The following is a 12,724-nucleotide window of genomic DNA, read 5'->3' as shown; positions in this document are numbered from 1 at the left end:
CGGCTACGGGACGACGGTGACCGGCCAGCGCCCGGCACGCACCAGGCGCACCGCGATCGAGCCGATCACCCGGTGCCCGACGCTCTCCGAGGCCCCGACCACCACGGCGTCCGCGGTGAGTTCCTCGGCGGCCGCGACCAGCTCGCGGTACGGGTCCCCGGCACGCACCAGGAAGCGCCACCGCACCCCGTAGCCCTCGGTGCCGCCCCGCGACTCGACCGCCTCGGTGAGGTATTTCTCCAGGTCTTCGGCGATCGCCTCACCGGTCTTCACGGTCTCCGCGGCGAAGGTCGCCGTGCTCGACACGATCGGGCGCACGTACACGAGCGCCAGTTCCGCGCCCTGCCGTCGCGCCAGCCCGCCCGCGTAGGCGGCCGCGCGCATCGCCGAATCCGACTCGTCGATCCCGGCGAGGATCAGTTTCGGGCCGTCGGTACCGCGTTCGAAGTCGTTCGCCACGCCGCTCATTGTCTCCCACGCCGAATCAGATATTTATCTGATATCATTTAATCGAAGCCAGTTACCCCTGAGGGAGTGATCACCATGACGACCACCGAGCCGTCGAACGTCCGCCAGCGCACCCCAGCTATCCGGGAACGCCCGATCGACGCGGCCTCCGGATGGACCGCGATCGCGGTGTCCGTGCTGCTGATCCTGGTCGGCGCGGCGGGCATCGCGTTCGCCGCCGTGCTCGGTGCCGCACTCGGCATCGTGCTGCTCGTCCTCGGCATCCTGTTCGCCCTCCTCGGCCTGCTCGGGTTCGCCGGTCTCACCCCGGTCATCCCCGGTGAGGCCCGCGTACTGCAGCTGTTCGGGCGCTATCTCGGCACGATCCGCTCCCCCGGGCTGAAATGGGTCAACCCGTTCACCATCCGCCGCCCGGTCTCCACCCGGATCCGCAACCACGAGACCTCGACGCTCAAGGTCAACGATGCCGACGGCAACCCGATCGAGATCGCCGCGGTCGTCGTCTGGCACGTGCACGACACCGCGCAGGCGGTCTACGAGGTGGACAACTTCGTGCAGTTCGTCGCCATCCAGACCGAAACCGCGGTCCGGCACATCGCGAACAGCTACCCCTACGGCGCGCGGGACAGCGAGCGGCTCTCGCTGCTGGACAACACCGAGGAGATCACCCAGCAGCTGTCCGAGGAGATCACCGCGCGCATCAAGGCGGCCGGGGTGACCATCGTGGAATCCCGGATCACCGCCCTTGCCTATGCCCCGGAGATCGCCCAGGTCATGCTGCGCCGTCAGCAGGCGAGCGCGGTGGTCGCGGCGCGTCAGCAGATCGTGGACGGCGCGGTAGGTATGGTGCGTGAGGCACTTTCCCGGCTGGACGAGGAGAACGTGGTCGAACTGGACGAGGAACGTCGCGCGGCGATGGTGAGTAATCTGCTCGTCGTGTTGTGCAGCGAGCAGTCCACCCAGCCGGTCATCAACTCCGGATCGCTATACCAGTAACCGTGTCTGCTGAACGCAAGGGCATCCTGCTGCGGCTCGACCCCGCCGTGCACGATGCGCTCGCCCGCTGGGCCTCGGACGAACTGCGCAGCACCAACGCACAGATCGAGTTCCTGTTGCGGCGTGCGCTTTCCGACGCGGGCCGGCTACCCAAAGACGCCGGGGCGCTACCGAAACGCGGGAGGCCACCGAAGCGCGAACCGAAGTCCGAGGACGGTTAGGCTGACCGCCGTGCGCATCATGATCTCCGCCGATATGGAAGGCGTCACCGGAGTCACCTGTTCCGCGGATGTCACCGTCGGCAGCGAACAGTGGCAGCGATTCCGCCCGATCTTCACCGAGGATGTGAACGCCTGCGTCGCCGGGCTCTACGCGGGCGGGGCCGAGGAGGTGGTGATCAACGAGGCGCACTCCTCGCAGCGCAATCTCCTGCTCGAGCGGCTCGATCCGCGGGTGAGCATGCTGACCGGCAAGCACAAACCGCTCTCCATGATGGAGGGCATCGACACGGTGCCGGACGGTGTGGTGTTCCTCGGATATCACGCGGCAGCGGGCGCCGATGGGGTGCTCGCGCACACCTACCTGGAGAACCAGATCACCGGGGTCTGGCTGGACGGGGTCCGGGCGAGCGAGGGACGGCTCAACGCCGCGCTCGCCGCGGAATACGGGGTTCCGGTGATCCTGGTGACCGGGGACGACAAGTGCTGCGCGGACGCCGAGGACTACAGCCCGTCCGCTGCGAAGGCGATCGTGAAGACCTGCGTCTCCCGGTACGCGGCAGTCTGCCTGCCACCCGCCCGTTCCGCCGAGGTGATCACCGAAGCGGCGCGCACGGGAATGGCGGCCGCCGGGGCCGGTGCACGAACCAGCTCGGCGCACGAGATCGAGGTGGAGTTCGACGCGAGCCACCTCGCCGCCGCTGCCGCGCTCATCCCGACCGTGCAGCGCCGGGCCACGAACCGGATCGGCTTCGAGTCCGCCTCGATGACCGAGGCCATGCAGACCTTCAAGGTCGTCACCCAGGTCGCATCCGGTGCGGTGGACGGGATCTATGGCTGAGTCCATGCCCGACCGCACCCTTGAGCACGCCGCGAATCTGATCCGGTTCGACACCACCAACCACGGTGGCGGGGACGCCAAGGGCGAGCGCGAGGCCGCCGAATACGTCGCCGGGGTTCTCACCGAGGCCGGATACGCGCCCCGGATCCTGGAATCCGCGCCACGTCGGTCGAACGTGCTGCTGCGCATTCCCGGCAGTGATCCCGCACTGAGCGCCGTGCTCGCCCACGCACATCTGGATGTGGTTCCCGCGGCCGCCGGTGACTGGTCGGTCGACCCGTTCTCCGGCGAGGTCCGCGACGGCTATCTGTGGGGGCGCGGTGCCACGGACATGAAGGACATGTGCGCCATGCTGCTCAGCACCGCCGAGCGCTGGGCGCGCGAGGGAACCGGCCCGCGCCGGGATGTGGTACTCGCCTTCGTCGCCGACGAAGAGGACGCCGGTGAGTACGGGGCGCACTGGCTGACCGCGAACCACGCCGAAGAGTTCGCCGGATGTGCTTGTGCCATCAGCGAATCGGGTGGTTACACCTTCCCGGTCACCGCCCCGGACGGGCGCGAAGTCCGGCTCTACCCGATCGCGACCGCCGAGCGCGGCACCATGCACCTCGAGCTCACCGCACGGGGCCGCGCGGGGCACGGTTCCCGCCCGAACACGGACAACGCCGTCACCGCACTGGTGAACGCGGTCGCCCGGATCGCGGCGCACGACTGGCCGGTCGTGCTCACTCCCGCCGTGCGCGGCTATCTCGAAGGCGCCGCGGGAGCGCTCGGCATCGACGTCGATCTCACCGATGAGCGGGGTGTGCTCGCCGCGATCGAGGCGCTGGGCACGGCCGCCTCCCCGGTATTGCCGACGATCCGCAACTCCACGACCCCGACCGTGCTGGACGCGGGCTACAAGGTGAATGTGATCCCCTCCGAGGCCAGGGCGCGGCTGGATACCCGCTCACTTCCCGGAACCGAACCGGAACTGTTCGCCACCATCGACGAACTGCTCGGCACCGCGGTGGAACGCACCTCCCTGGTCCGCAATCCGGCGGTATCCGCGCCGGTCGACTCGGAGTGGTTCGCCGCGATGAGCGAAGCCCTGCGCGCCGAGGACCCGGGAGCCGTGCCGGTACCGTTCTGCATGGGCGGTGGCACCGACGCCAAGGCGTTCAGCGCGATCGGCATCGACTGCTACGGGTTCTCCCCGCTACGGCTTCCCGCCGAGTACCCGTATCGGGAGATGCCGCACGGGGTCGACGAGCGGGTTCCCGTGTCCGCGCTCGAATTCGGTGCGCGGGCCCTCTGGCGATTCCTGTCCCGCTAGCACCCATCACTTTTGACGTAACCCGGCCGATCGCCGTGAACCGAACAGCGGTTGACCGCGGGATAGCGGCATGTCAGCGGGAATCCGTCTGGTCAACGGTGAATGGCACGTTGTGGACATTCTCCCCACAACCGGCCGAATCTCGCTGGCATGAAGAAAAAACTCATTCCAGCCGTCATCACCATATCAGTCGCCGCCGTCCTCGCGGCGGGTGCCGACGCCGGCGCCGCTGCCACCGATCCCGGACCGGGAGTGAAGGCACCGGTGTCCACCGCAGCCTCGGCTGCCGGGGACATCGCCCGACAGCTCGGCCTCGGCAGCGCCGAGAAACCCATCGCCAGGGCGGCGATCGTGGACCGGGACGGAACCCGGCACCTGCGCTACGAACGCACGTATCACGGATTACCGGTACTCGGAGGCGACCTGGTGGTCACGACCGGACCGGACGGCAGACTCAGACAAGCGCGGTTGGCCAACCGCTCCCCGCTGACGCTGTCCACCGCCCCGAAGCTGAGCCCAGCACAAGCGGCCCGTGCCGCGCTCGCCGCCAGCCCCTCGGTGCGCTACACGGCGAACCAGCCGCGCAAGGTCGTCTACGCCGCCGACGGCGCCCCGGTTCTCGGCTACGAGACCGTGCTCACCGGGATCAAGGCCGACCGGACACCGAGCCGACTGCACGTGGTCACCGACGCGAACACCGGCAAGGTTCTCGCCAGTGACGACGAGATCAAACAGCTGACCGACGACACGAGCGGGCGGCCCGCCACGGCACAACGCGGCTCTGGTTCGCGCACCGCGCTCGCGGCGACCGGAACCGGGCGCACGGAGTACAGCGGGACGGTCAGCCTGCAGACCACCCAGTCCGGATCCGGCTACCAACTCACCGATGCCACACGCGGCGGGCAGAGCATCTACAACCTCAACCACGCAACCTCCGGCCGGGGAACCCTGATGACCGACGCGGACAACGTGTGGGGCGACGGAAACGGGGCCACCCCGCAGACCGCGGGTGCGGATGCCGCGTATGGCGGCGCGGCGACCTGGGACTTCTACAAGGAGGTGTTCAACCGCTCCGGCATCTGGGACACCGGAAAGGCCGCCTACAGCCGGGTGCATTACAGCACCAACTACGCGAACGCCTTCTGGGACGACAGCTGTGGCTGCATGACCTACGGCGACGGATCCAGCGGCACCCGGCCGCTGACCGAACTCGACGTGGCCGGGCACGAGATGTCGCACGGCGTCACCTCGGCCACGGCTGGCCTGGTCTACCGCGGCGAGTCCGGCGGACTGAACGAAGCCACCAGCGACATCTTCGGCACCATGGTCGAGTGGCACGCGAACAATGCCGTGGACAAGCCCGATTACCTCATCGGTGAACTACTGAATCTCCGTGGCGACGGGAAACCGTTGCGCTACATGGACAAGCCATCCAAGGACGGCCGTTCGCTGGACAGCTGGTCCTCCGGGGCGGGCAACACCGATGTGCACTATTCCTCGGGCATCGCCAACCACTTCTTCTATCTGCTCGCCGAGGGCAGCGGAAGCAAGGTCATCAACGGCGTGCAGTACGACAGCCCGACCGCGAACGGCTCCACCGTCACCGGAATCGGGCGCGACAAGGCCGCACAGATCTGGTACACGGCGCTGACCAAGTACTTCGTCTCCACCACGAACTACCGCAGCGCCCGCCAGGCCACGATCCAGGCCGCGTCCGATCTCTACGGTTCGGGAAGCGCCGAGGCCACCACCGTCGCCGCGGCATGGTCGGCGGTGAATGTGAACGGCTGAGCCCCGACAGCCGTGCGCCACGGCCGCCGTGTCCGGCGGCCGTGGCGTTCCCTGGTGCGGCCCCGTGATGCGACGTGAGGCCAGGGCGATGCGCGAACCCTGGCCCCACGTCTCGCGGATGAGAACTCAGTTCCCACCGAATCCGGGGATCCCTCCCCCACCGTTGCCACCGCCGAACGGGTTGCCGCCACCACCGCCGAACGGGTTCTCCTGCTGCGGGGAAACCGTCGTCTGCTTGGTGTCGGTCGTGCTGCCGAGCGTCACGTTGACCGTCTGCTCCGAACCGTCCGAGTGCTTCACGGTGACCGGAATCGTCTCGCCCGGCTGGTGCTTGAGCACCTGCGCCATCAGGTCCGCGTACGAACTGATCGGGGTGTTCCCGAGCTTGGTGACCACATCACCCTGCTTGATGCCCGCCTTCTCGGCCGCACCACCCGAGCTCACCTCACCGAGCGGGGCACCTCCCTCGCGGGCCGTGCCCTGCGAACCGACGGAACCGGTCACCCCGAGCTGGGGTTTGGTCGCCTTGCCGTTCTGCATGAGCTCGTTCGCGACCCGTTTCGCGGTGTCGATCGGGATCGAGTAGCCGATCCCCTGCGCACCGCCGTCCTCCTGGCCCTGGCCCTGGCCGCTCTGACCGTTGCCGGAGTACTTCGCCGAGTTCACCCCGACCACCTGGCCGTCCATGTTCACCAGCGGTCCTCCGGAGTTGCCGAAGTTGATCGAGGCATCGGTCTGCAGCGCGTTGTAGACCACCATCTGGCCGTCCTCGGACTGCGCGGTGACCGTGCGGGAAAGGGCACTGACGATGCCCGAGGTCACCGAGTCGGTGAAGCCGTACGGGCTGCCGACCGCCGCGACCTGCTGGCCGACCTTCAGGTTGCTCGACTGGCCGAGCTTGGCCGGGGTCAGTCCGCTCGCCCCGTCGAGTTTGATGACCGCGAGGTCGTAGGAGGGCGCGGTGCCCTTGATGCTCGCCGAGTACTTCTTGCCGTCCGGACCGGTCACCTGGATACGCCCGCCGTTGTCCGCGCCTGCGACCACGTGGTTGTTCGTCAGGATGTAGCCGTCCTGGGTCAGCACGATCCCGGTGCCCTCACCCTGCCCCTGCTGAGTGGCCGTCTTGATGTCCACCGTCGATTTCAGGGCCACCTCGGCCGCGTAGGACACCGAGCCCGGCTTGGTGCTCACGCTGCTCGAGGACTGCGGCTGCGAGGTCAGCAGCGGGGCATCCGAACCACTCGCGAACAGCGCACTGCCGCCGACTCCCACACCGCCACCGATCAGGCCCGCGATGAGCGCGGTGATCACGATCGGCCCGGTGACCTTGCGTTTCGGGCGCTCCGGTCCGGGAACGGTGCCGATCGGCATGGTGTACTGCGGCGCTCCGGGCTGCTGTTGCTGCTGCGCGGCGCCGTACGGCGGGGTCGCGCTGTGCTGCTGCCACCACGCCTGCCCCGGCTGGGGCTGCTGCGGTTGCGGTTGCGGTTCGTCCTGCGGCGGCGTGTTCTCGGTCATGGTTCAAGGATGAGACCAGAACCTGAGAATCCGCGCAGAACCACCCTAGAACCGTCGCTGAATTTCCCGAGTGCGCTGCTCAGTTTCCGGTGGAACCGCCCACGACCGCGTCCGAGGAGCCCCGCTTGCCCTTCGACTTCGCGGGTTTCGGCGCGACGATCCCGGACAGGTCCCCGCCGAGGTCGTTGCTGCGCACCACGAACGGCCGGGTCTCGGTGAACCGGACGACCGAGACCGATCCCGGATCGACCACGATCCGCTGGAACGAATCCAGATGCATCCCGAGCGCATCGGCGAGCACTGACTTGATGACATCACCGTGGCTGCAGGCCAGCCAGATCGCCTCGGAACCGTACTGTTCGCTGATCCGCGCGTCGTGCTCGCGGATCGCCGCGACCGACCGCGCCTGCATGGCCGCGAGCCCTTCCCCGCCGGGGAACACCGCCGCCGAGGGATGGGCCTGCACCACCCGCCACAGCGGTTCCTTGGTCAGTTTCTTCAGCTCGGCCCCGGTCCAGTCGCCGTAGTCCACCTCGGCGAGCCGCTTGTCGGTGCGGGCACGGAGCCCGCGCGCCTTCAGCAGCGGGGCGATCGTCTGCTTGCACCGCAACAGGGGCGAGCTGCACACCTCCGCGATCGGCACTCCCTCGAGCCGCTCGACCAGGCCCAGCGCCTGTTCGTGCCCGCGCTCGGCGAGCTCCACTCCGGGAGTGCGCCCGGCGAGCACACCGGCCCCGTTCGCGCTGGATTTCGTGTGCCGTAGCAGGATCACCGTCGCCACGCCTTCCACCCTACGGCACCGGCCGATACCGGGCGCATTACGCTTCAACAGGTGCAGATTCGGCGGCTCGGCAACTCCGGACTTCGCGTCTCCCGCATGGCGCTCGGCACCATGGGCTGGGCGCGCGATACCGACGCCGACGAGGCGGCGAGTCAGCTCGTCGCGTTCGTCGACGCGGGCGGAACACTCGTGGACACCGCCGACGTGTACGGCGAGGGCGAGACCGAGGAACTGCTCGGCGGACTTCTCGGCGACCTCGTCCCCCGCGAGGAGATCGTGCTCGCCACCAAGGCGGTCGCCAACCGCGGCACCGGTCCGTTCGGCGGCGGTGCCTCCCGCGGCTCGCTGCTCGGGGCACTGGACGGATCACTGCGCAGGCTCGGAGTGGACCACATCGACCTGTGGCAGCTGCACGCCTGGGATCCGAACGTGCCACTCGAGGAAACCCTGTCCGCGATGGACTACGCCCTGCGTTCGGGCAAGGTCCGCTACATCGGGGTGGCCAACTACACCGGATGGCAGCTGGCCACCGCCGCCTGTGCCACAGTGCCGATCGTGTCCACCCAGCACGAGTACTCGCTCGCCGAACGCGGAATCGAACGCGAGGTCATCCCGGCCGCCGAGTACCACGGGATCGGGCTGCTGCCCTGGGCCCCGCTCGGCAGGGGCGTGCTCACCGGCAAGTACCGCACCGGCACCCCGGCCGATTCGCGCGGCGCCGACCCCGAATACGCCGGATACGTCGACCGCCATCGCACCGAACGGGTCGCCCGCATCGTGGAGGCGATCACCACCGCCGCGGACGGCCTCGGTACCTCCCCGCTCGCCGTCGCCCTGGCCTGGGTGCGGGACCGTCCCGGCGTGGTCGCCCCGGTGGTCGGTGCCCGGGACACCGCCCAGCTGACCGGTTCCCTCGCCGCCGAAGACCTCACCCTGCCCGCCGCGATCCGGGCCGCGCTCGACGATGTGAGCGAACCGGGATCCGGCTACCCGGAAAGGTGGCCCCACTCGTGAAAACCGCCCGCCTCGCCGCGGCGCTGCTGGCCGGTGCGCTGCTCGCCGGATGCGGCAGCCAGGACAAGGACCCGTTGCAGGTCGCCAACAACGCCAGCGCCGCGAAACCGGCGAGCGTACCGATGAGCACACCGGCCAAGGGCGACCGCATCGACACCGGTGGCGCCGTGCTCGACACCCTCGTCGTGGACCGCACCCTGTTCCTCACCCGCGCCGACACCCTGCTGCTCTACAACCTCGACGACCTCACCGCCCAGCCGCGCACCGTGAAACTACCGGGCAAACCGGGCAAACTCAGCGCGGCACCGAGCGGCGCCCTCGTGCCCGTGCCCGGTTCGGTACTCACCGTGTCCACCTCCGGCCGGAGTGCCCCCACCGAGGTCGGCGGAAAGCCCAGTTCGGCCGTGCTCCTACGGGACGGACGGCTGGTCGTGGCCTTCCCCGACAAGGACAGCGTCGGCGTCTTCCGGGACGGCAAGCGCCTGGCGAACATCACCGGCAAGGTCCGCCCCGAGCAGCTCTTCGCCGTCGGCGAGGAAGTCCTCGCCCTCGATCCGGTGCGGACCGCCCTCTACGACGTGCAGCTCGACAAGCGCTCCTTCGGGACCGGCGTCCGCGCAGGTCAGGGCGCAGCACGCGGGGTCACCGACAGCTACGGCCGGGTGCTCGTCACCGATGCGCGCAGCAACCAGCTCCTCGCCTTCGCCACCGGCCCGGTGCTCATGCGCCAGCGTTTTCCGGTCGGCAAGACCCCATTCGGGATCGCTTTCGACCCCACTCGCAAGCTCATCTGGGTTACGGTTACGGGAACGAATGAGGTCGCCGGGTACGCGGTCGGGCACGGCGAGCCGGACCTGAAGTACCGGTTCCCCACCGTCGGATCGCCCGACTCGGTGGCCGTCGACCCGCGCAGCGGTGCCGTGCTCGTCGGTTCCGCTGCCACGGACGGATTGGCGGTGGTGCGGCCATGACCACAGAGGACGGCGACGGGGAGGGACATACCGTCGGCGACTGGGAATACCGGCCGCTACGCATTCCCGCGGGGATCTCCCGGCGCGCGGCGGCCATCCAGTTGTCCATCAACGCCGAGCTCGGCGGCTGGGAGCTGTGCCGCACCCTGCTGTTCGCCGACGGCAGCAGGCACATGTGGCTGCGCCGCAAGAGGCCGCGCCACCTCGTGCCCGGAATCATCGTCTGAGTACCGCGGCGAGGTGAGCTGTTCCCGGTGCGCGGAACACCGGGAACAGCCTCCGGTCAGCTCGCCCGGATGAACCGGTCCAGCACCCGGGTACCGAACTTCAGCGCCTCCACCGGCACCCGCTCATCGATACCGTGGAACAGCGCGCTGAAATCCAGGTCCGGGGGCAGTTGCAGCGGAGAGAACCCGAAATTGCGGATCCCCAGCCGCTGGAACGACTTCGCGTCCGTGCCCGCCGAAAGCAGATACGGCAGCGTGCGCGCACCCGGATCCTCCGCCACGATCGAGGCCTTCATCGCGTCCACGATCGCCCCGTCGAAACTCGTCTCCACCGGCGGCAGCGCCAGCCACTCCCGTTCCACATCCGGGCCGAGCAACGCGTCCAGCTCCGCCTCGAACGCCGCTTCCCGGCCCGGGAGGATCCGGCAGTCCACACTTGCCGTCGCCGTCGACGGGATCACGTTCGACTTGTAACCACCGTTGAACATCGTCACGTTCGCCGTGTCCCGGATCGTCGCCCCGACCATGCGCGCCAGATTGCCCAGCTTCCCGATCGAGCCCTCCAGATCGTCCTCCGGGAACTCCATGCCCGTCAGCTCCGAGACACCGTCCAGGAACTCCCGGAGCGAGTCCGTCAGCACGATCGGGAACTCGTGATTGCCCAGCCGGGTCACCGCCGCCGCCAGCTTCGCCACCGCGTTGTCCTTGTGCACCATCGAGCCATGTCCGGGGGCACCGTGCGCACGCAGCTTCAGCCAACGGATCCCCTTCTCCGCCGTCTCGATCAGATAGGCCCGGACACCGTCCCCGAACGTCACCGAGAAACCGCCGACCTCACTGATCGCCTCACTGACCCCCTCGAACAGTTCAGGACGGTGCTCCACCAGCCACGAGGCGCCATACTGACCGCCCGCCTCCTCGTCCGCCAGGAAAGCGAACACGATGTCCCGCGGCGGGACGATGTTGTGGCGCTTGTAATGCAACGCCAGCGCCAACATCATCCCGTCCATGTCCTTCATGTCCACCGCGCCACGGCCCCACACATAGCCGTCCTGGATTGCGCCCGAGAACGGATGCACCGACCACTCCGAAGGCTCCGCCGGGACCACATCCAGATGACCGTGGATCAGCAGACCCGGACGAGAGCGGTCACTGCCCTCCAGGCGAGTGATCACATTGTGCCGATCACGACCGCCCGACTCCACATACTCGATCGCGTAGCCGGCCTCCGTCAGCTTCGTCGCCACGAACTCCGCGGCCGACCGCTCACCGACCAACGTCTCCGGGTCACCCGTGTTCGTTGAATCGATCCGGATCAGCTCACTCGTCAGCGACACAGCCTCCTGCGCAGCCCGCTCGATCTCCGGACTCACGGCCGCCACCTGCTCAGACACGGTTCTCCCTCAGTTGCCGGGGGTGGGTTACAGGGTCCATTCAACATGCGCTACTGTAGTCCTTGTCCGCAGGGAGCGGGCAGGACAACTGAATAAGCCAAGTCGGAGTGGCGGAATGGCAGACGCGCTAGCTTGAGGTGCTAGTGTCCTAATAATGGACGTGGGGGTTCAAGTCCCCCCTCCGACACACTTAGAATCCCTACCAAGGGATTTCGCTTTCACAGCAACGGTTTTCTCTTTTTGATCGAAGATCAGCTCCAAGCCTAGTTTCTTGTAGAACTCCTGTAATCGTTCCGGTTTTCCTTGATCGAGTATCCGATCCACGTCTTCGAGATAATCGAGTGCCGCTTCAATCTGTACCCGATCGACCGTCCGCCCCGAAGGGATCCTTCGTAGCTCGGCCTTAGCCGCGTCCTTGTCCGCCTTGGCCCGGTTGAGTCCGTCAATCAGCGCGTCCGGGTCGGCCCCAGCCTCGATCGCGGCTTGTAAGCGGTGTCGGCGCTTCTCTGCGTCGGCAATGCTTGCCTTGACCTGTTTGGCGCGTACCGTATCCGGGTTCGCGAGGTCCACACCGAGCATCGCTTCCACCGTGGTCTGCCGTTGTTCGCGCCCGAACCACCGATCCAGCCACTCGTTCAGCGGCCCGATCACGTGTGCCTCGCGCAGGTAGACGTTCGTCGGGTGCGTCTCCAGCAGTGGGGAGCCAGGGCGCGGGCGATACGCGGGCTTGCGCGAGCGCACCACCGAGGACGCCGCAGCGCGCCGCGAACGCGTGACGTACCCGGCCGCAACGTCGTTCGGATCGAGCAGCGTTTCGTGGCCCGTCCAGCGCCCGAACACCGCATAGCCGGTATAGCGCGGGTTGTCGAGAATCGCGCGCACGGTGCTGGACTGCCACCCGTCACCATGCCGGTGCCGATTCTGCTCCGGCCGCGCCGCCGAGGGACACGGGATGCAGTCCCGGTTCAAGGCATTAGCAATCGCCCGGTGCCCGTTCCCCTCCAGGAGATCGGCTAGAAAGCGGCGCACCACCTCATCGCCGAGCGGTTCCACGAAGGTCGTGGCATTGCGCCACGCCGCCAGCCGCGCGATCCTGGTTGCCCTCCGTCGAGCAGCGCCCGTAGAACGCCACCGGCCCGATCTGTGCACGCCCGGCGGTGAGAGCTCGCGATTTGAGGTCCAGGCCCGAA

13 protein-coding genes and 1 tRNA gene are annotated in these 12,724 nt (G+C 68.1%); 9 read left to right on the top strand and 5 right to left on the bottom strand.

The window, feature by feature from the left end; translation table 11 throughout:
* Positions 1-3: 3 nt before the first annotated feature.
* Complete coding sequence (locus AD72_RS15670) at positions 4-468, bottom strand: universal stress protein (protein WP_031467250.1); 465 nt, start codon at positions 466-468, stop codon at positions 4-6.
* 75 nt (positions 469-543) lie between these two features.
* Between AD72_RS15670 and AD72_RS15665 the strand changes: the two genes are divergently transcribed.
* From AD72_RS15665 to AD72_RS15645, 5 genes are all read left to right on the top strand, one after another.
* A complete protein-coding gene (locus AD72_RS15665; protein ID WP_031467249.1) occupies positions 544-1,464 on the top strand; it encodes an SPFH domain-containing protein in 921 nt (306 codons plus the stop codon).
* A gap of 2 nt (positions 1,465-1,466) precedes the next feature.
* Positions 1,467-1,685, top strand: a complete 219-nt coding sequence (locus AD72_RS15660) for a type II toxin-antitoxin system antitoxin (protein ID WP_020501841.1) — start codon at positions 1,467-1,469, stop codon at positions 1,683-1,685.
* A 10-nt stretch (positions 1,686-1,695) separates the two neighbouring features.
* Positions 1,696-2,523 (top strand): M55 family metallopeptidase, encoded by an 828-nt coding sequence (locus AD72_RS15655; RefSeq protein WP_031467248.1) that lies wholly within the window; start codon positions 1,696-1,698, stop codon positions 2,521-2,523.
* 4 nt (positions 2,524-2,527) lie between these two features.
* Positions 2,528-3,838 (top strand): M20/M25/M40 family metallo-hydrolase, encoded by a 1,311-nt coding sequence (locus tag AD72_RS15650; protein WP_156365218.1) that lies wholly within the window; start codon positions 2,528-2,530, stop codon positions 3,836-3,838.
* Positions 3,839-3,988: 150 nt separating this feature from the next.
* The gene (locus tag AD72_RS15645) at positions 3,989-5,629 is read left to right on the top strand and encodes a M4 family metallopeptidase (protein WP_037346008.1); all 1,641 of its coding nucleotides are present in this window, start codon (positions 3,989-3,991) and stop codon (positions 5,627-5,629) included.
* 126 nt (positions 5,630-5,755) lie between these two features.
* Here AD72_RS15645 and AD72_RS15640 read toward each other — a convergent pair whose 3' ends face one another.
* Positions 5,756-7,147 carry a S1C family serine protease gene (locus tag AD72_RS15640; protein WP_037346007.1) on the bottom strand — a complete coding sequence of 464 codons (1,392 nt, stop codon included), beginning with the start codon at positions 7,145-7,147 and terminating at the stop codon, positions 5,756-5,758.
* 79 nt (positions 7,148-7,226) lie between these two features.
* Entirely contained in the window at positions 7,227-7,928 is a 702-nt protein-coding gene (locus AD72_RS15635) for a histidine phosphatase family protein (protein WP_031467244.1), read from the bottom strand.
* 51 nt (positions 7,929-7,979) lie between these two features.
* On the opposite strand from AD72_RS15635, the gene AD72_RS15630 reads away from it, so the two are divergent.
* From AD72_RS15630 to AD72_RS15620, 3 genes are read left to right on the top strand one after another with little or no spacing between them, the layout of a single operon-like run.
* On the top strand, positions 7,980-8,942 hold the full coding sequence (locus tag AD72_RS15630) for an aldo/keto reductase (RefSeq protein ID WP_031467243.1): 963 nt from the start codon (positions 7,980-7,982) through the stop codon (positions 8,940-8,942).
* Positions 8,939-9,913, top strand: a complete 975-nt coding sequence (locus AD72_RS15625) for a YncE family protein (protein WP_031467242.1) — start codon at positions 8,939-8,941, stop codon at positions 9,911-9,913. Before AD72_RS15630 ends, AD72_RS15625 begins: the two co-directional genes overlap by 4 nt.
* Complete coding sequence (locus AD72_RS15620; RefSeq protein WP_031467241.1) at positions 9,910-10,140, top strand: DUF5703 family protein; 231 nt, start codon at positions 9,910-9,912, stop codon at positions 10,138-10,140. The genes AD72_RS15625 and AD72_RS15620 overlap by 4 nt, the downstream gene beginning before the upstream one ends.
* A 56-nt stretch (positions 10,141-10,196) precedes the next feature.
* Here the strand turns inward: AD72_RS15620 and AD72_RS15615 are convergent, their stop codons facing one another.
* Positions 10,197-11,534 carry a M20/M25/M40 family metallo-hydrolase gene (locus AD72_RS15615; protein WP_231644850.1) on the bottom strand — a complete coding sequence of 446 codons (1,338 nt, stop codon included), beginning with the start codon at positions 11,532-11,534 and terminating at the stop codon, positions 10,197-10,199.
* A 101-nt stretch (positions 11,535-11,635) separates the two neighbouring features.
* Between AD72_RS15615 and AD72_RS15610 the strand changes: the two genes are divergently transcribed.
* A tRNA-Leu gene (locus tag AD72_RS15610) sits at positions 11,636-11,721 on the top strand.
* Here the strand turns inward: AD72_RS15610 and AD72_RS35640 are convergent.
* Entirely contained in the window at positions 11,703-12,587 is an 885-nt protein-coding gene (locus AD72_RS35640; RefSeq protein WP_197284986.1) for a recombinase family protein, read from the bottom strand. The genes AD72_RS15610 and AD72_RS35640 overlap by 19 nt on opposite strands.
* Between the last annotated feature and the right edge of the window lie 137 nt (positions 12,588-12,724).

The organism is Sciscionella sediminilitoris (genome assembly GCF_000737195.2).
GTDB classification, from domain to species: domain Bacteria; phylum Actinomycetota; class Actinomycetes; order Mycobacteriales; family Pseudonocardiaceae; genus Sciscionella; species Sciscionella sediminilitoris.
Note: the sequence above shows the minus strand (reverse complement) of the source record. Positions and strands in the feature narration are given on the sequence as shown.

Excerpts from the sequence above, each read along its gene's own strand:
- AD72_RS15670 (WP_031467250.1), bottom strand. The coding sequence starts at position 468 with ATGAGCGGCGTGGCGAACGACTTCGAACGCGGTACCGACGGCCCGAAA.
- AD72_RS15665 (WP_031467249.1), top strand. The coding sequence starts at position 544 with ATGACGACCACCGAGCCGTCGAACGTCCGCCAGCGCACCCCAGCTATC.
- AD72_RS15650 (WP_156365218.1), top strand. The coding sequence starts at position 2,528 with ATGCCCGACCGCACCCTTGAGCACGCCGCGAATCTGATCCGGTTCGAC.
- AD72_RS15645 (WP_037346008.1), top strand. The coding sequence starts at position 3,989 with ATGAAGAAAAAACTCATTCCAGCCGTCATCACCATATCAGTCGCCGCC.
- AD72_RS15640 (WP_037346007.1), bottom strand. The coding sequence starts at position 7,147 with ATGACCGAGAACACGCCGCCGCAGGACGAACCGCAACCGCAACCGCAG.
- AD72_RS15620 (WP_031467241.1), top strand. The coding sequence starts at position 9,910 with ATGACCACAGAGGACGGCGACGGGGAGGGACATACCGTCGGCGACTGG.